Here is a 17,075-nt window from a genome sequence, read left to right as displayed (position 1 = left end):
ATTTTTTTATGAATTAACTTTTTTAATTATTTCAAATAATTAAAAATTTGATTTGCTTCTACAGAACCTTTTTTGATTGTAACAAGATTTTTGTCTTTGTCAAATAAATAAAAGGTAGGTATTGAAGTTGGTTGGAAAACAGGACCAAATTCGTAATTAGAATCATATAACAATTCTACATTTTTGTTATTAAGAAATTTAGGAGCATGTTCCTTTAAGAAAGGTAAAACATCTTTTGCTTCATATTCAGAGACCAAAATAATTTGAGTGTTTTTTAAATGTTCTTCGTAATTATTGTTGAAATGATTCAAAGCTAATTGACAATGAATACATGTTGGTGAATATAGAACAATCAAAGTTTGTTTTCCTTTTTTGATATCTTTTGAGTTGAAAATTCCATCAGATTGCATTTTAAGAAAAGAAAATTCAGGAATTGTTTTTAGTGTATTTTCTGTTTGTGCTAGAGCAAATACAGAACAAAAGAATATTAATAAAGCAGTAAGTTTTGTTTTCATTTTTTAGAATAATTTTGACGAAAGTTAAGTTAATTCCATAATAAATAAAAACGACAGTTTAATAAACTGTCGTTTTCTTATTATAAAATGCTAAAAATATGTTTTAACTCTGAGAAAATTAGAATTTAAATACTACTTGTCCTGCCATGTTAAATGGATCGATTTGGTTGATGTAACCACCACGATAGTATGAGTTGTATCCGATTTCGTCTGTAATATTATTGAAGAATAAACGGAAATCAAATTTCTTTATTGAATATCCAATTTGCGCATTAAGCGTTGTATATTCTGGCATCATAAATGGTTTTACACCAGGAGTAGTATTATGAATAATAGTTTTCTTCGTGTATTCATTAACTGGTCTTTCACCTACATAATAAGCACCAACAGATAACGAGATTCCGTCAACAAATGTATTTGTATTTTGGAATTTGTATTGAACCCATGCGTTTGCAGTATGTTTTGGAGCGTTCATTGGAGCAGAACCATCCATGTAAGCAGGTGAGTGTTCGTATTGTGCGTCTAAATAAGCATAACCTAATAAAACTTGAACATTTGGTAATGGACGTCCAGAAATATCTAACTCAACTCCTTTACGTTTTAAGTTTCCAGCTAAACCATATAAATTGTTACCGTTTTCATCTTGTACATTGTTACCAGCAGCATCATATATCGTGTAAGATAAGTTTTTGTTGTTCATATCGAAGTATGTGATGTTGGCACGTAAACGATCATTGAACCATGAGGTTTTAACTCCTGTTTCGAATTGATTTGTTTTAGATGATCCTACAGTTCCTCCTTGTTCTAATATATTTGTTGCACCACGTAAACTTGTACTAGTTGTCCATGAAGCAAAAAGATTTATGTTTTTTGTTGGAGAAACCATTAATCCAATCATTGGATCAACAGCATTATCATGGTTACCTATAGAATAAGAGTATCGTAATGATCCAATTACTTTAATGAAATCTTTATAAGATAAATGTTGTTGAGTCATAAAACCATAATAATAGTTATATGTAGGAGCTCCTTTATAGTCGTTTAATTCTAACTTTTGAAGTAGATCTGTAGGTAAACTTACATTATTTTGAATTTCTTCAAAGATATTTGCTTGACGTATATGATATTTAGTCACCCCATTTTCTTTGTAACTTCCTATTCCTGTTGCGCTTCTTGATGTACTTCTATCATAAGAATAATCATATCCAACTTGCCAAGACCATTTGAAGTCACTAAAATTGAAATCTTTCCCCATCAAATCAGCTTGAATAGCTGTACTACGGTCATCATTATATGATCGACCTAATGTACGATCTATTAAGTTTAAATTTTTCGGATCATTTTTTACTAAACCAGTTGAAGTATTATCATTTGTAAAATAAGAACCAAAATAAGCTACGCGAAAGTTAATTTTATCAGTAATTTGACGATTAACCCAAGCAGAATAAGTAAGATTGTCCATTTTGGTTTTATCATATTGAGTTCCTAAAAACTTATGACCCATATCAAATAGAGCTTCTGTATCATCTTTTGCTAAATTTACAGTACCACGGTCTGGTACACCATTTAAATTTAAATAATCCATTTGTACCACAACTTCTGTTTTATCATCTGGTCGCCATGCAAAAGAAGGATTAATGTAATGTTTTTTAGTTTCAATCATATCTCGATAGCTTTCACCATATTGATAAGCTCCGTTCAAACGGAAAGCAAACTTCTTATTATTATCTAATACTTGCTGCATATCAAAAGTTGCTCTAACATTGTTCCAGCTACCATATCGCAATCCAACTTCTTTTTCGTTATTGAAACGAGGAGTTTTTGTGACAATATTTATGACACCACCAGCAGATCCTAAACCTGTTGCAATACCTTGTGTGATAGAAGCAGCACCTTTTATAACTTGAATAGATTCCACTCCTTGCATATCACTTATTGCAGAAGCTGTACGGAAATCAGAGTCCATACGAACACCATTTTTTAAGACAGGAGTTCCTCTATAACCACGAATAGACATAGATTCTTTATAACCACCATAGTTTCCAAATAATGTAACACCTGGGACATTACGAGCAGCATCCGTAATAGTAAGAGCCCCTTGTTCTTCAATTAATTTTTCTGAAATTGTAGAAATTGATTGAACTTGATCTTGAGGATTCCCTGGAAAACGTGTAATCATTTCTAGTCCACGTTGTTTTTTTGCTCTATCTCCAAATATTTCTACTTCTTGTAGATTACTTACTGTATCCTTTTTTTCTTGTGCGAAAGCAGTAGAAAAACTTAGTATACTAAGTGTAGCTAGTAAAAGTTTATTCTTTTTCATATGTTTGTTATGTGTATTTATTCTAAATAAAATTAATGTTGCAAATTTAATTAGACTTAGTATAAATAAAAAAAAGAAATCGACTGATAGTTATCATCTATTAGTCGATTTTGTTAAATATTTTAAGAAAATGTATGTTTACTCGAAAAAAGAGAAGTGTACGTTTCCGTATTTTTTGTGTTGTACAAAGTTTGGATGTTCTTCAAAAGAAATGCTTGAAGGATGTTCTAAAACAAAATTTCCACCTTCTTCTAACCATTGATTATCAATAACCAAATTTGGGATTTTTTTGTAAGCTTCTACATCTAAATCGTAAGGAGGATCAGCAAAAATAATATCAAACTTCTTTATCGGTTGTTTGTCCAAATATTTTAAAACATCACTTTTTACAGTAGAAATGATATCATCTAATTTTAATTGTTTCGCTGTATCATCCAAAAATTTTACACAACCATAGAAATTATCAACCGAAGTTACTTTTTTTGCTCCACGCGAAGCAAATTCTAATGAAATACTTCCTATTCCAGAGAATAAATCTAAAACGGTAATTTCGTCGAAATACCATTCGTTGTTTAAGATATTAAATAAAGCTTCTTTCGCGAAGTCTGTTGTTGGGCGCACCGGCAAGTTAGTTGGTGCTGTGATTCTTTTTCCTTTTAATGTTCCTGAAATGATTCGCATTCGAATAATTTATATAATGTAAAATATTGCCCAAGTTGCTTGTCTGCTTCGTTAAACGAAATATGACGCATATATTTTTGTAAAGTTTCGTAATAATTTGGCGAGTTTAAGATATCACCAAAAGCATATAACGAAACAGTATTTGGACTAATATTTAATTGATTTAATGTATACAATATGTAAAACAAAAAGTCTTCTTTCGTTTTTGTTTCAAATAGATTATAAAAAATAAATTCTCCATTGCTTAACACACAAACTTCTAATTTTTGATGCATTAAATTGATATAAATTTCATCGTTCTTGGAATTAATCATTCCATAATCAACCAAAAACTTTCCCGAATGGTATAAACGAGCATTTTGCAAATTCGGTAACGAAAGCAAAATATCTTTTAGTGGATAATGAATGTTGTAGATTATTGAAGCATCTATATTTTCCAAAGGACAGTCTATTGCTAACTTTACAGGACTATAGTTAGAAAGTGATAACAATTCTTCGAAAGGTTTGTGTGCAAACTGATTTGGAACAACATTTACAGTTGTCGACAAAAAACAAATATGCACATAATCATATTCTTGTAGCAAAGTCAAATTAGAACGCAATTCATGTTCAATCTCAATTTCCGTTTTGTTAAGATTTGTAAAATCTACCGAATAGTCATATACATCCGAGTACGAAGTCGTTTCTCCGTCGGTTGTTTTGGTAATATAACTAAGCATATCGTGAGATAGTAAAATCGCTAACGAACGTTGAGTTGTTTTTGACATAAATTTTTCTTTATCCTTGAATTTTTAACTCGCTGATTAAGATATATATTAATCCTAATGAAATCAAAAATAACAAAATTTTGAAAGCAATCTTCATACAGAAAATTTATTTTAGCAAAGATACTATAATTATTTTGTTGATTAAAGAAGCATTTCAACCGAATCTATTTTAAATTTACAGAAATTTGAAATTAAAAATTGTGAGAAAAATAGCCGTAATTCCAGCTCGTTATGCAGCAACACGTTTTCCAGGTAAGTTGATGCAACAATTAGGCGATAAAACTGTGATTAGAATGACGTACGAAAATGTTGCCGCAACTAATTTGTTTGATGATGTTTTTGTGGTGACAGATTCTGATTTGATTTTTGAAGAAATTGTTTCGAATAATGGAAAAGCAATTAGAAGTATCAAGGATCACGAAACAGGAAGCGATCGAATTGCTGAAGCTATAGAAAATATTGAATGTGATATTATCCTAAATGTACAAGGTGATGAACCATTTGTTAACAAAAAAGCTTTGGCAGATATTTTATCTTCTTTTGATGGAGAATTAGGTAAAACTGTAGATGTAGCGACCTTAAAAGAATCAATTAGAAAAGAAGAAGATATTAACAATCCTAATTTTGTAAAGGTCGTAACAGATATCAATGATTTTGCACTTTATTTTTCGCGTTCGCCAATTCCGTTTGCGCGCGAAACTAATTTTATACCAAACTATTTTCGTCATTTAGGTATTTATGCATTTAGAAAACAAGCCTTACTAAATTTTTCTAAATTGATGATGCGTCAAAATGAAAAAGCTGAAAAATTAGAACAACTTCGTTACTTAGAATATGGAATGAAAATTAAAGTAATCGAAACAGAATCAATAGGAGTTGGAATTGATACCCCGGAAGATTTGGAACGTGCAAAAGATTATTTATCCACTATTGTTAAATAATAAATTGTAAGATTTTATCATTTATATTTGCTTTTGAAAATCAACTATTCTTAGTTTGAAAACGAAATAATTAAGTTAATAAATACTTAAAAAAAAATTTCGGTATGAATGTTGTTGTAAAAATGTAATAAATAAGTAAATTAGTGATTATGAGTGATTCATGGAAAGAATATGAAACAGAAGGATTGATTGAAAAAAGATCTTTCTTAGTTTCGAAAGATGGTCTTGTGAAAAAATTATATACAGGACAAGATAAATATAAAATATTAGAAGGAGCTATCAATAATGGTTATCGTGCAATTTGGGTAACAAAAGCTGATGGAAAAAGAACAGCTAAATATGTACATAAAATGGTTGCTGAAACTTTTCTACCTAATGTAGAAAATAAAGAGTATGTTGTGCATTTAGATCATAATAAACTTAATAATGCTATTGATAATTTACAATGGGCAACATTGGATGAATGGAAAGAGCATAACAAAGATTTATTTAGAATGATGAAAGGTCGTTCTCGTTTGGATAGTATTCCTAATAGTAAATTGACAGAAGCCCAAGTAATTCGTTTAAAAAAGAAATTACTTGATCCTAATAGAAAAACTAAAATTTCAACTTTAGCAAAGCAATTTAATATATCACAAGGACAGGTTTACCGTATTTTAAGAGGTGAAAATTGGTCTCATATAGAAGTTAAAAAAGACTAAAAGAAATCATTTCATTATAGAATTTTGAATTAGTTTTTATATATTGTTCAACAGATTCTTAAAATAATGAAAAAAGTTCTTATGTCGAAATTGATGTTTAGTACGCTTATGTTTTCGTTGTTTTCTGTTACAGCATTTGCTCAAGATGCAGAAAAAATTATAGAAAATCATATTCAGAAAACAGGAGGAGAAGCAGCTTGGAATAATTTAAACAGTATTATCTTAAAAGGAGAAGCTATTATAAATGTAGGAGATTCCTATCCAATGATTGTTTATCATCAACGACCATATAATAAAAAAGTTGTTTTTGTTATGAATGGAAAAGAAATTCTAAATGAAGGATATGACGGAAGAATAGGATGGACATATAGCGAAGTAGCCAAAAAAAATGTTGCTGTAAAAGATTATAAACCAGATTCTTTTGATTCAGATGTTTTAAAGTACAAACAAAAAGGATTTAAGGTAAAATATCTAGGTGTAGATAAATATGATCAAAATAATAGTTGCTATAAAATAGAGCTGACAAAAAATGCAAATTCAACAGTTTATTGTTTTGATAAAAATTCTTATGAAATAGTAATGGAGAAAAATAAAGATGAAACGCTTTATTATTCTAATTTTAAAACTTATAATGGACTATCTTTCGCTACCAAAATTGTAGGGAAACCTACAGAAGGAGGAGAGTATGTTATAAAATTTAATGAGATAAAAATAAATCCAGCAATAGATAAGAAACATTTTAAATTCTAAATAAAAAAGTGATTCAAAATAAGAATCACTTTTTTATTTCTATTGATTTATACTGCTTAGTAGTATAAGTTTTTTACTTTTGTACTCTGAATGAAGAAATTAAAATATGGCTTTAGACTCTATATTTAATCAAAATAAAAAATACGAGAAGAGCTTTTTTCTAAGGTTATTAGAAAAAGCAAGAAAAGATTATCCAGATTCAATTTCTTTTATTGATGATTTAATCTCAAAACTTCAAAATAATATAAATTATCGATTAATTTTTCGTGAAGAACTTCAAAAAACATTCGGAAAAATTAATATCGTAAGCTATTTAGTGGATAGTGGAATTCATCTAGAAGATAATTTGTTATCTATTTTTCAAAAAAAGATAATGGATTCTGTTTTGCCAGATATTGAAGATAATAATGAATTGACTTCGGTTGTTAATGAAATCTTCTATAATTCGAAAAATTTACAAGCAATTCGAATCATTCCTAGAGATAGATGGAAAAAATTCTTTGAAGTATTGTATCAAGATATCGAACCTGAAAATTTTAAAGGAAATATTAATAATATTCAAAATCAGCTTTTACAAGCAATATCTATTTTAACAGTAAGAATTACTGGAGGATTTTCTGATAAAGAAATGATGCGATATAGTAATGAAGTAAATTATTTAGATAATCCTTTCTCAAAGCTTTCGATGCAGATCAGTAACATCATAGAAAGTCCACAAGCAGGATTTGATATGTTAGAAATAAAAGAAAGTATTTCTAAATGTAAACATCTTTTAAATGATATTTTAACACAAAAAGATTACAAAGGGATATCATTAAAAGTTGCATCTAAAATAAATCGTTTACAACAACAATTAGTGCGACTTCAAAATATTTTGAATAGTTTTAATGAATTAAAATTAAACGGAATAATATCATTTTATAGTCTTGCAACTAAGAAATGGGTTGAATTTTATGCACCCAAAAACTTTATGAGTAATCAATTAAGTTCTACAGTTTATTTGATTACGTTTTTGGTAACCTATCATAATGGGATAACAGGAGAAAAATATATTACGCAGACAGCAAAAGAATATAATAAAATGTTTTGGACTGCTTGTGGAGGAGGTTTTATAGTCTCTTTTTTATGTTTTATAAAAACAGGAATAGGGAATATACCAGATACATCTCCTTTATTTAAAGCATTTTTCTTTAGTATAAATTATGCAGTAGGTTTCTGTGCAATTTATCTTACACATATGACTCTTGCTACAAAACAGCCCTCTATGACTGCTGCTCGCTTAGCTCGATCTCTTGTTCCTACTTCAGGAACAGAATTAAATGTGAAAGATTTTACAACGTTGTTTGCGCAACTAGTAAGAAGTCAAATGATTGCTTTTTTAGGAAACGTTGTGGCAGGTTTTGTAGTTTCATTAGGTATATTTTATTTATTGAATCAAATTTTAGGATTTGAAGTTTTGAAATATTCAAAAGCTTATCATTATTGGGAAGAAGTTGTTACAATGGATTGGCATATTTTTTACTTCGGCGCAATTGCAGGAGTTTTCTTATTCCTTTCAGGATTAATATCAGGAATTACAATCAATAGTCAGCGTTTTCATAATATTCCAGAACGTATTTATAATCATCCAATTTTGAAGAAATCATTTTCAGAACGAAGAAGAAGAAGAATTTCAAATTGGTTTGAGAAAAATATGGGAGGAGTTGTCGGAAATGTGGCATTCGGTTTTATGATGGGATGTGCCTTTTTGATAGGAGATTTTACAGGTCAACCTTTCGATATTCGACATATTACTTTTGTTTCAGGAAATTTCGCGATTGGTATTGGAGGAATGGGTTATCATTTTGATATTGGACCAATGATTATTGGTTTTATTGCAATTTTTATGGTAGGTTGGAGCAACTTCTTAGTTAGTTTTATCTTATCATTATTAATGGCAATGCGATCTAATAATATTCCTTTTTATAAGATTTTTACGATGATCTCACATACATTAAAAGCATTTTTTCGAAATCCATTACCATTTTTTGTTCCGCCTTTATGGACAAAAAATAAAGAAGAAGCTTAATTAGAAATGGAAACAAACTTAGAAAAACAATTACGTTACGATAAAGCTTATCTTAAAATGGCTTTTGAGTGGGCGAATCTTTCATATTGCGAACGCAAAAAAGTTGGTGCAATTATTGTTAAAAATCGAATGATTATTTCTGATGGTTATAATGGTACGCCAAGTGGTTTTGAAAATAGATGCGAAGACGAAGCAGGTAATACAAAATGGCATGTTTTACACGCAGAAGCGAATGCTATTTTGAAATGTGCTACGTCAACTCAATCAGCTGAAGGAGCTACATTGTATATTACGCTTTCTCCTTGTACAGATTGCAGTAAATTGATTTTACAAGCAGGAATTAAACGTATCGTATATATACAACAATACAAAGATCTTTCAGGATTAGAGTTTTTAGAAAAAGCAGGAATTACAATTCAACAAATTACAGAAGAAGAATTATACAGTTAACATTTAAATGAGAAGTTTTTTCAAAGTTATTAATATCATATTGGTTGTGATGATTATTTTTTTAACCGGGTTTATGGTTGGAAAGAAATACGACTTTGCATTCGACGAGAATAAAGATATTGTAGGATTACAATATTCAGATAATGAACAAAAAATTCGTCGATTAGTTTCTTTGATTGATAACGAATATGTAAACGATGTTAATTCGGATAGTTTGGTTGATGATGCGATTCATTACATGGTTGCTAAACTAGATCCACATAGTACATATATAGATAAAGCTTCTGTGCAAAAGGCTGAAGAACAATTAAAAGGTGAGTTTGTTGGAATTGGAATTCAATTTCGAACAATGAATGATACTATTGTTGTTGAACGTACATTACCTGGAACGAAAAATTATGGTAAACTAGAATTTGGAGATCAATTAGTTGCTGCAGATGATCAATCTTTGATTGCAAAAGATAATAAAACGATTGAAGGTTTATTAAAGGGGAAAAAAGGATCGGAAGTTAAATTATCTGTTATTCGCGATCGAAAACCAATTTCTGTTACACTCAATCGTACCATTGTTCCTATTCCAACAGTTACAGGAAAACATATGTTGACAAAAGATATTGGTTATCTTAAATTGACTCGTTTTTCTGAAAATTCTGCAAATGAAGTTCATCAAGGTTTACAAAATTTATTGGATCAAGGAATGAAAACCTTGGTGTTCGATTTACGTGGAAACCCAGGAGGAATAATGCATGTTGCAGAAGAAATTGCAGATGAATTTTTGACTAAAAATGAATTGATTGTCTATACTCAAGATAAACAAAAACGTAAAAAATATATTTACGCAACGAATAAAGGTCTTTTTGAACAAGGAAAAATTTATGTCTTAATGGACGAAAATTCTGCTTCTTCGAGTGAGATTGTTGCGGGAGCTTTACAAGATTACGGACGCGGAATTATAGTTGGTCGTCGTTCGTTTGGTAAAGGTTTGGTGCAACGTGAAATTAATTTGGGTGATGATACCAAAGTTCGTTTGACGGTTGCAAATTATTATACGCCTTCTGGTCGTTCAATTCAAAAACCTTTTGATAAAAAAACTGCAAAATACAGTGATGATTTATACAAACGATTAAAGTCGGGTGAACTATACAGTAAGGATTCAATCAAGATTAATAAAGATTTAGAGTTTATGGCGCCTTCAGGTAAAAAAGTTTACGGAGGTGGCGGAATTATTCCAGACGAGTTTGTAGCCTTAGATACAAATTCTGTATCAAATTGGTTGTATTATAATCAAGATGCGAATTATTTTGATGACTTTTTATTCAAGAAAATTTATTCAATACACGATTTTTTCATGTTTCACAATGAAACAACTTATTTGAAATATTTCAGTGCTGGAATGTATAGAAATGAGTTTTTAGGCGTTTTAGGAATTCCTTCAAATGAGTTCAATCCAGTCTTTTCAACAACTGTTGATAACTACATGAAAGCAACAATTGCCGGAACTTTATATGGTTCGCGTGCATTTTATCAAGTCTGGATGCCCGAAGATGAAATGATAAAGCGTATTTTTGAACTAGAAAAAACAACGAAGTAAATGCTGTGGAAAGATGCTTTGTATGACTATCAAATGTATCTGAAATTAGAAAAAAGAGTTTCTGCCAATACAATTGAAGGTTATCTACGTGATATTCAAAAATTAATTAATTATTCTGATAAACAACCTTTAGATTATTCACAAGACGATTTGAGGGATTTTGTTCACGATTTTGCATCGAGTGAATATAGTGTGCGTTCGCAAGCGCGTGTGATTTCTGGGTTGAAAAGTTTTTTTGGTTACTTGCAACTCGAAGATTTTAGAGAAGATAATCCGACTTCTTTACTCGAAACACCAAAAATTGGTATGAAACTTCCTGATGTACTTTCCGAAAAAGAAATTGATAAAATGATTGAAGTAATTGATTTATCAAAACCAGAAGGACAACGTAATCGTGCGATTCTAGAAGTGCTTTATGGTTGTGGCTTACGTGTTTCGGAATTGATAAATCTCAAAATTTCTGATTTGTTTTTTGATGATGGTTTTATTCGAGTAATTGGAAAAGGAAATAAACAAAGATTAGTTCCGATTAGTGATTATACGATAAAATATATTAACTTGTATAAAGATAGTATTCGTATTCATGTTCCTATACAAGTAGGTTTTGAAGATTTTTTGTTCTTGAATAGACGAGGTAAAAACCTTACGCGTGTGATGATTTTTACAATTGTGAAAGAATTATCGATAATTGCAGGAGTTAAAAAAACAATTAGTCCGCATACATTTCGTCATTCTTTTGCGACTCATTTATTAAAAAATGGAGCAGATCTTCGTGCGATTCAGTTAATGTTAGGACACGAAAGTATTACGACAACAGAAATTTATACGCATGTTGATCAAGAATTTATTCGAGATGCGATTATCAAATTTCACCCAAGAAATAAATAATAACAGTTAGCTTAAATATGATGATAAAATCGTTTAAATTTTGTCCAAACTGTGGACATTCCATTAATAATTTTGATTTTAGACGAATGAGTTGTAATAATTGCGATTTAGTTTATTATCAGAATGTTGCAGCAGCAGTAGCGGTTATTCTAAAAAAGGAAGATAAAATTCTTTTCACAGTTCGTAACAAAGAACCAAAGAAAGGAATGTTAGATTTGGCAGGAGGTTTTATAGATCCTGATGAATCTGCTGAGAGGTCTTGTCAACGAGAACTTGAAGAAGAGTTAGGAGTAACAATTCCTTTGGAAGATTTTAACTATTTTACATCTCAACCAAATAACTACGAATATAAAGGAATTCCATATAAAACATGTGATTTAGCTTTTGTAGCTGATTTTCCAGAGAAAGAAATTATTTTAGAAAAGGAAGAAATTGCTGAAATTAAATGGATTTCTATCAATGATATTAATTTAAACGATATAGGATTTGATTCGTTAAAAAGAGTTGTGGAAATGTATATTGCTTCTTTAAAATAATTGAGAATTAAAAATGAAAAGAATAATATTATTAAGTACTATATTCTTAACAATTGTTTCGTGTAGTACGCAAAATGTAGCGGTAGATTATGACCGAGATTTTGATTTTGAAACAAATAGAACCTATTCATTTACGCAAACGGGAAATTTAGGTTTGAATGATTTAGATTCTGCCAGATTATATTCGTCGATTGAAAAAGGAATGTTGTACAGAGGTTTTCAGAAATCGAATAATGGAAGTTTAACACTTGAGGTTAAGCCAGAAGAGTTTGTTTCTAAACAACAAAATTCTAATGTAGGAATTGGAATGGGAACTGGTGGTTATGGTTTTGGAGGTGGAGTTTCTGTAGGAATTCCAATTACTTCTCAAAAATTAAATCAAAATTATACTATTTCGATGAAGGATGAAGGAAGATTGGTTTGGGAAGGAACTTTGAAAATTCAGATGCCATTGAAAGCTTCGCCAGAAGTGCGTGCAGCGAATATTCAGAAAGGTGTAACGAAATTGCTACAAAAATTTCCACCTAAAAAGAAATAATAAAAAAGCCTTGATAAATAATTTAGCAAGGCTTTTTTATTTTTTATAATTTGAAAATTAATTCGTTTTCTTCTGATTGTTGAAGTTTAGATTTTTGTAATAGTTTCAATGTTTCAGGTTGATTAGCATTTGCTTTAGCAGCAATTTTATCTAATTTCAATTCATTTTTTGCATAATCTACAATCGCATTCAAAACTTCTGTTCCGTAACCTTTGTTCTGAAATTTACGTTTCAAACGAATGTTGAGAACTGCGCCGTATTTTGTTTGACGCAAACCACCCCAACCAACAAATCGTCCGCTTTTTTTTTCGTGAACACCCCAAAGACCAAAACCATGTTCTTGGTAATGTTTCTCCATATTTTCGATAAAAAATTTCGCTTCGTCTTCAGATTTATACGGTTTTTCGTTGACGATTTTCATTAATTCTTTGTCAGAATTTAATTGAAATAATTCGAATGCATCAATCTCAAAAAACTCTCGTAATACCAAACTTTTTGTTTCGCAAATAACTTTCATTAAAACTTTTTAGTTGTTGCAAAGTTACTTCGATTTGGAGAATAAAAAAAGTCTTACATTTTGGTGTAAGACTTTTATTGATTATTTTTTTGTTCCAGTTTTTGCTGGAGTTGTTGTTTTAGTCGGAGTTGTTGTTTTTGGAGGCGTAGCTGTTGCTTCCGAAACCTTTTGATTAATCTCTTGTGTTAAGATTTGTCTTTTTAGATTGAAGATTTCAGTATCCTTTTGATCAATCTTAGCGTCTAAATCTTTTACTTTTTGAGTCAAATCAGCAACTTGCTTTTCTTTTTCATTCAATTGAGTGTAGAAAAGTTTCGATTTTTCTCCAGAACTATTCAAGGCCGAATATAATTCCTGTAAATTAGTATCGTGCTCTTTTTGAGCCATTCTAATCATAGATTGCGCATTCGACAAAGCTGTATCTTTGATGTATAATTCGCTTTTTGTTTTTGCTAAATCTTTTTCAAGATTCTCGATTTTCAAATTTGCTAATGTCAATTCTTTAGATGTATTCGATTGATCGTCTAAAGCTTTGTAATAATTAGCTTCCAATTCTTGGTGTTGTTTCTGAGGAACGCAACTTGCAATAGCAAAAAGAGTGAAACAACAAAGTACAATTTTTTTCATTTATATAATCTTAAACGTCTAATTCTAATAAAACAGGGCAATGATCAGAGTGCTTAGCTTCTGGTAAAATCGTTGCACGCGTCATATTTTTTTCTAATGTATTACTCACCATATTGTAATCGATTCTCCAACCTTTGTTATTGTTGCGCGCATTAGCACGGTAAGACCACCATGAGTAATGATGAGGTTCTTTTACAAAATAACGAAAAGAATCGATCATATTACATTCATCAAGAAAAGCAGTCATCCATTCTCTTTCGACAGGTAAAAAACCAGAAACTTTCGCATTACGAACAGGATCGTGAATATCGATTGCTTCGTGACAGATATTATAATCACCGCAAATTACAATGTTTGGATGAGATATTTTAAGTTCTTTGACATAGTCTTTAAAATCTTCACAAAATTGTAATTTAAAATCTAATCGATCAATATTTGTTCCACTTGGCAAATACAAACTAATCACTGAAACATTATCAAAATCAAGTCTCAAAACACGACCTTCTCTATCAATATAATCTATTCCAGTTCCTATTTGTACATGATTAGGTTTTATTTTCGAGAAAATAGCAACTCCACTGTATCCTTTTTTCTCCGCTGCATGCCAATAAATGTGATAACCTAAATCTTCAAAAGGTTTTGTGTCCACTTGTTCTTGCATTGCTTTTGTTTCTTGAATACAAAAAACATCTGGTTGTGCAGCTTCTAACCATTCAACCAAACCTTTAGTCATCGCAGCGCGAATTCCATTTACATTGTAACTGATGATTTTCATAGTTAGCGAAATTACTAAATATTTGTATGGATTGATTTAGAAATTTGAATAAAGTGAATATTTTTTGTAACTTTTTAGAAGTTAATACGTCTTAATAATAAAAGACATCAATATGAAATACATTTTTCTTCCAATTTTAATATTCAGTTCGTTAGGATTTGCGAGCTGTTCGGTAGATTTAAATTCTAAATCGCCAGTTTCTAATTATTTAGACCGAGTAGAGGCAAGTAGTAATACAGTTACAGAAATGCGTAAGATATCTTCTTTTGAAGGAATTGATGTGAGCAGTGCAATAAGTGTTACTGTTTCTGATGGTAATTATAATGGTGAAATTTCTGTTGAAGCGCCAGATAATATCATGAGTAGAATTACGACAGAAGTTAAAAATGGAGTTTTAATTATGAAAATTAATGGAACTGTAAATTTGAAAAATGCTTCTATTAAGATTAAATTTCCTCATCAAAAATTACGTTCGTTTGATCTATCAGGTGCAACGAGTGTTACCGTTTTGCCAACGCAGAAAGTAGAAAAAATGGCTGTTGATTTATCAGGAGCTAGTAATTTAAAATTAGATGTTGTTTCGAATTCTATTTCTGTGGATAATTCTGGAGCTTCAAGTATGAAGATTTCTGGAAATGTACAAGATCTGAATATTTCGGTTTCGGGAGCTTCTTCTTTTATAGGAAAAGATTTAAAAGCTGCAAATGTAATAGTTGATTGTTCTGGAGCAAGTTCTACAACAGTTTGGGCTGTGAATAGTTTGACTGCAAATAGTTCTGGAGCGAGTTCTGTTCGTTATGTAGATGAAAATGGATTGAAAACAAAAGTGAGTACTTCGGGAATGTCTTCTATTAAAAGAATAAATTAATAGTTTTTGTTTAAACTATATTAAATATTTAGTACAAAAAAAATCGGATGAACTTCATCCGATTTTTTTATATCTATTTTCTTTATTAGAATTGCCAACCTAATGTCAATAAGAATAAATTGTTGTCTAATTTAACTTTTGGAGAATAGCTAGGTAAAGATACAAAATAATAACCTTGAAGTTTCTCATCGTAATTTGGATCTACAAAATTTGTTCCTCCAATTAACTGTTGGTATTTTTGGGTTTGATATTGATAAGCTGCATCAATATAGAATCCGCCAAAATCATATCCTAAACCAAAACTTACACGATTAATATCTCCTGCAAAAGCATTTTTAAGATTAATGTTTTGTGGTACATTATTTTCATCTCTGAATTCAGTATTAAGAACTTTAGAGGTGTTAAAATCTTTGTAAGGAGAAGTAATATAGTTATAACCAGCTCTTACTTTAAAACGATCGATACGATATTCAGTTCCAACTCTAACTTCATTTGAGTTTTTTACAAAATCATTGATAAAATTATTATCGCCGTTAAAATATTGAGTAGGTTTTAGTTTCGTGTCATTGTTCATGTGATAGGTATAATCAGCTCCAATTGATAAGTTTTTACCTACTACAAAACCTAAACTTCCTACAAAACGTCCGCCACGTGTCATGTCATAATCTGAAGAATACATATAATATGTATCTGCAGTTCTTTTATCGTAATCAAAAGAATTTTTTGCACTGTAGAAATCTTCTGCAACATTGTACCAAACAGGAGAATGATATGCTGCACCTAAACGTACATTGTGATTTACTTTGTAAATAGCACCTAATGAAAAAGAAAATCCTTGTCCAATTTCACGAAAAGGAGCACCATTTGCGTTGTAAACATATGTTTGATTATTGTTGTCATCGCGCTCTGCATATTGTTCATATCCAGAATAGTTTGTTTCATGAAAGTTTAATCCAAATCCTAAGTAGACTTTGTCATCATAACTTGTACCTAGGTTAACCGAGAATTTAGATTTATAACCATCAATATCTTTCAAATAACCATTGAAAGTTCCATCTGGATCAGCGAATTTAATTCCTTCATTTGTTCCAATCGATGAGTAATTATCTAATCGTTGATTAAGATAAGCTACACCAATTGTGAAACGATTCCATTTTGAAGCTTCATTTGCGAAAACAAATGTTCCTCCAAATTGTTGAAAATCAAAATTATTATCAGATTGTTTGATATTTGTTCCGAAATTAGTTTTATTACTAAAAGTAGAAACACCAGCTGTAACTTGTACATCAGAGTTTATTGCTACTCCTAATCCAGCAGGATTCTGCTCAACAGATGTGATATCACTTCCTAATGCACCAACAGCTCCACCAACACCAATATATTTAGCATTTCCACTGTTAATGTCTTGTGAATACAAATTTATAGCATTTGTAGAATACTGAGTTTTGTATTCTTTGTTTTGTTGCGCAAAAGCCAATGTACCAACTAAGGTACAAAGGCTTAATAATATTTTTTTCATTATTTATGATCTAAATCTAT

The 17,075-nt window shown here is 30.2% G+C and carries 18 protein-coding genes; 10 read left to right on the top strand and 8 right to left on the bottom strand.

Annotated elements, in window-relative coordinates:
* Positions 1 to 26 precede the first annotated feature (26 nt).
* The 4 genes from E4J94_RS01435 to E4J94_RS01420 all read right to left on the bottom strand — a co-directional run bounded on the left by E4J94_RS01435 (position 27) and on the right by E4J94_RS01420 (position 4,286).
* Positions 27 to 515 (bottom strand): TlpA family protein disulfide reductase, encoded by a 489-nt coding sequence (locus E4J94_RS01435; protein ID WP_135834117.1) that lies wholly within the window; start codon positions 513 to 515, stop codon positions 27 to 29.
* Positions 516 to 633: 118 nt separating this feature from the next.
* The gene (locus tag E4J94_RS01430; protein ID WP_135834116.1) at positions 634 to 2,838 is read right to left on the bottom strand and encodes a TonB-dependent siderophore receptor; all 2,205 of its coding nucleotides are present in this window, start codon (positions 2,836 to 2,838) and stop codon (positions 634 to 636) included.
* 138 nt (positions 2,839 to 2,976) lie between these two features.
* Positions 2,977 to 3,519 carry an RsmD family RNA methyltransferase gene (locus E4J94_RS01425; protein WP_135834115.1) on the bottom strand — a complete coding sequence of 181 codons (543 nt, stop codon included), beginning with the start codon at positions 3,517 to 3,519 and terminating at the stop codon, positions 2,977 to 2,979.
* On the bottom strand, positions 3,495 to 4,286 hold the full coding sequence (locus E4J94_RS01420) for a DUF3822 family protein (RefSeq protein WP_135834114.1): 792 nt from the start codon (positions 4,284 to 4,286) through the stop codon (positions 3,495 to 3,497). Before E4J94_RS01420 ends, E4J94_RS01425 begins: the two co-directional genes overlap by 25 nt.
* A gap of 200 nt (positions 4,287 to 4,486) precedes the next feature.
* Here E4J94_RS01420 and kdsB point away from each other — a divergent pair, with 200 nt between their 5' ends.
* The 9 genes from kdsB to E4J94_RS01375 all read left to right on the top strand — a co-directional run bounded on the left by kdsB (position 4,487) and on the right by E4J94_RS01375 (position 12,749).
* Positions 4,487 to 5,227, top strand: a complete 741-nt coding sequence (gene kdsB, locus E4J94_RS01415) for a 3-deoxy-manno-octulosonate cytidylyltransferase (RefSeq protein ID WP_135834113.1) — start codon at positions 4,487 to 4,489, stop codon at positions 5,225 to 5,227.
* Positions 5,228 to 5,376: 149 nt separating this feature from the next.
* On the top strand, positions 5,377 to 5,928 hold the full coding sequence (locus E4J94_RS01410) for an HNH endonuclease (RefSeq protein WP_135834112.1): 552 nt from the start codon (positions 5,377 to 5,379) through the stop codon (positions 5,926 to 5,928).
* Positions 5,929 to 5,994: 66 nt separating this feature from the next.
* On the top strand, positions 5,995 to 6,678 hold the full coding sequence (locus E4J94_RS01405; RefSeq protein WP_135834111.1) for a LolA family protein: 684 nt from the start codon (positions 5,995 to 5,997) through the stop codon (positions 6,676 to 6,678).
* Positions 6,679 to 6,784: 106 nt separating this feature from the next.
* Positions 6,785 to 8,746, top strand: coding sequence for a site-specific recombinase Gcr (locus E4J94_RS01400; RefSeq protein ID WP_135834110.1), 1,962 nt, complete (start codon positions 6,785 to 6,787; stop codon positions 8,744 to 8,746).
* 6 nt (positions 8,747 to 8,752) lie between these two features.
* Positions 8,753 to 9,196, top strand: coding sequence for a deoxycytidylate deaminase (locus tag E4J94_RS01395; RefSeq protein ID WP_135834109.1), 444 nt, complete (start codon positions 8,753 to 8,755; stop codon positions 9,194 to 9,196).
* 73 nt (positions 9,197 to 9,269) lie between these two features.
* Complete coding sequence (locus tag E4J94_RS01390; RefSeq protein WP_246034228.1) at positions 9,270 to 10,787, top strand: S41 family peptidase; 1,518 nt, start codon at positions 9,270 to 9,272, stop codon at positions 10,785 to 10,787.
* Entirely contained in the window at positions 10,788 to 11,675 is an 888-nt protein-coding gene (xerD, locus tag E4J94_RS01385; protein ID WP_135834107.1) for a site-specific tyrosine recombinase XerD, read from the top strand.
* 17 nt (positions 11,676 to 11,692) lie between these two features.
* Positions 11,693 to 12,211, top strand: coding sequence for an NUDIX hydrolase (locus E4J94_RS01380; RefSeq protein WP_246034227.1), 519 nt, complete (start codon positions 11,693 to 11,695; stop codon positions 12,209 to 12,211).
* 13 nt (positions 12,212 to 12,224) lie between these two features.
* Positions 12,225 to 12,749, top strand: coding sequence for a DUF4136 domain-containing protein (locus E4J94_RS01375; RefSeq protein WP_135834105.1), 525 nt, complete (start codon positions 12,225 to 12,227; stop codon positions 12,747 to 12,749).
* A 43-nt stretch (positions 12,750 to 12,792) separates the two neighbouring features.
* On the opposite strand, the gene E4J94_RS01370 is transcribed toward E4J94_RS01375, so the two are convergent.
* The 3 genes from E4J94_RS01370 to E4J94_RS01360 all read right to left on the bottom strand — a co-directional run bounded on the left by E4J94_RS01370 (position 12,793) and on the right by E4J94_RS01360 (position 14,668).
* Positions 12,793 to 13,266 (bottom strand): GNAT family N-acetyltransferase, encoded by a 474-nt coding sequence (locus tag E4J94_RS01370; RefSeq protein WP_135834104.1) that lies wholly within the window; start codon positions 13,264 to 13,266, stop codon positions 12,793 to 12,795.
* A gap of 81 nt (positions 13,267 to 13,347) precedes the next feature.
* Positions 13,348 to 13,893, bottom strand: coding sequence for a hypothetical protein (locus tag E4J94_RS01365; protein WP_135834103.1), 546 nt, complete (start codon positions 13,891 to 13,893; stop codon positions 13,348 to 13,350).
* 10 nt (positions 13,894 to 13,903) lie between these two features.
* Positions 13,904 to 14,668 carry an exodeoxyribonuclease III gene (locus E4J94_RS01360; protein WP_135834102.1) on the bottom strand — a complete coding sequence of 255 codons (765 nt, stop codon included), beginning with the start codon at positions 14,666 to 14,668 and terminating at the stop codon, positions 13,904 to 13,906.
* A gap of 112 nt (positions 14,669 to 14,780) precedes the next feature.
* Between E4J94_RS01360 and E4J94_RS01355 the strand changes: the two genes are divergently transcribed.
* Complete coding sequence (locus E4J94_RS01355) at positions 14,781 to 15,536, top strand: head GIN domain-containing protein (RefSeq protein ID WP_135834101.1); 756 nt, start codon at positions 14,781 to 14,783, stop codon at positions 15,534 to 15,536.
* An 85-nt stretch (positions 15,537 to 15,621) separates the two neighbouring features.
* On the opposite strand, the gene E4J94_RS01350 is transcribed toward E4J94_RS01355, so the two are convergent.
* The gene (locus E4J94_RS01350; protein WP_135834100.1) at positions 15,622 to 17,055 is read right to left on the bottom strand and encodes an OmpP1/FadL family transporter; all 1,434 of its coding nucleotides are present in this window, start codon (positions 17,053 to 17,055) and stop codon (positions 15,622 to 15,624) included.
* Between the last annotated feature and the right edge of the window lie 20 nt (positions 17,056 to 17,075).

This window comes from Empedobacter tilapiae (assembly GCF_004785645.1).
Lineage (GTDB): Bacteria > Bacteroidota > Bacteroidia > Flavobacteriales > Weeksellaceae > Empedobacter > Empedobacter tilapiae.
Note: the sequence above shows the minus strand (reverse complement) of the source record. Positions and strands in the feature narration are given on the sequence as shown.

Excerpts from the sequence above, each read along its gene's own strand:
- E4J94_RS01395 (WP_135834109.1), top strand. The coding sequence starts at position 8,753 with ATGGAAACAAACTTAGAAAAACAATTACGTTACGATAAAGCTTATCTT.
- E4J94_RS01430 (WP_135834116.1), bottom strand. The coding sequence starts at position 2,838 with ATGAAAAAGAATAAACTTTTACTAGCTACACTTAGTATACTAAGTTTT.
- E4J94_RS01405 (WP_135834111.1), top strand. The coding sequence starts at position 5,995 with ATGAAAAAAGTTCTTATGTCGAAATTGATGTTTAGTACGCTTATGTTT.
- E4J94_RS01435 (WP_135834117.1), bottom strand. The coding sequence starts at position 515 with ATGAAAACAAAACTTACTGCTTTATTAATATTCTTTTGTTCTGTATTT.
- E4J94_RS01410 (WP_135834112.1), top strand. The coding sequence starts at position 5,377 with ATGAGTGATTCATGGAAAGAATATGAAACAGAAGGATTGATTGAAAAA.
- E4J94_RS01400 (WP_135834110.1), top strand. The coding sequence starts at position 6,785 with ATGGCTTTAGACTCTATATTTAATCAAAATAAAAAATACGAGAAGAGC.
- E4J94_RS01375 (WP_135834105.1), top strand. The coding sequence starts at position 12,225 with ATGAAAAGAATAATATTATTAAGTACTATATTCTTAACAATTGTTTCG.
- E4J94_RS01425 (WP_135834115.1), bottom strand. The coding sequence starts at position 3,519 with ATGCGAATCATTTCAGGAACATTAAAAGGAAAAAGAATCACAGCACCA.
- E4J94_RS01365 (WP_135834103.1), bottom strand. The coding sequence starts at position 13,893 with ATGAAAAAAATTGTACTTTGTTGTTTCACTCTTTTTGCTATTGCAAGT.
- E4J94_RS01420 (WP_135834114.1), bottom strand. The coding sequence starts at position 4,286 with ATGTCAAAAACAACTCAACGTTCGTTAGCGATTTTACTATCTCACGAT.
- E4J94_RS01350 (WP_135834100.1), bottom strand. The coding sequence starts at position 17,055 with ATGAAAAAAATATTATTAAGCCTTTGTACCTTAGTTGGTACATTGGCT.
- E4J94_RS01390 (WP_246034228.1), top strand. The coding sequence starts at position 9,270 with ATGGTTGGAAAGAAATACGACTTTGCATTCGACGAGAATAAAGATATT.
- E4J94_RS01360 (WP_135834102.1), bottom strand. The coding sequence starts at position 14,668 with ATGAAAATCATCAGTTACAATGTAAATGGAATTCGCGCTGCGATGACT.
- E4J94_RS01355 (WP_135834101.1), top strand. The coding sequence starts at position 14,781 with ATGAAATACATTTTTCTTCCAATTTTAATATTCAGTTCGTTAGGATTT.
- E4J94_RS01380 (WP_246034227.1), top strand. The coding sequence starts at position 11,693 with ATGATGATAAAATCGTTTAAATTTTGTCCAAACTGTGGACATTCCATT.
- E4J94_RS01370 (WP_135834104.1), bottom strand. The coding sequence starts at position 13,266 with ATGAAAGTTATTTGCGAAACAAAAAGTTTGGTATTACGAGAGTTTTTT.
- xerD (WP_135834107.1), top strand. The coding sequence starts at position 10,788 with ATGCTGTGGAAAGATGCTTTGTATGACTATCAAATGTATCTGAAATTA.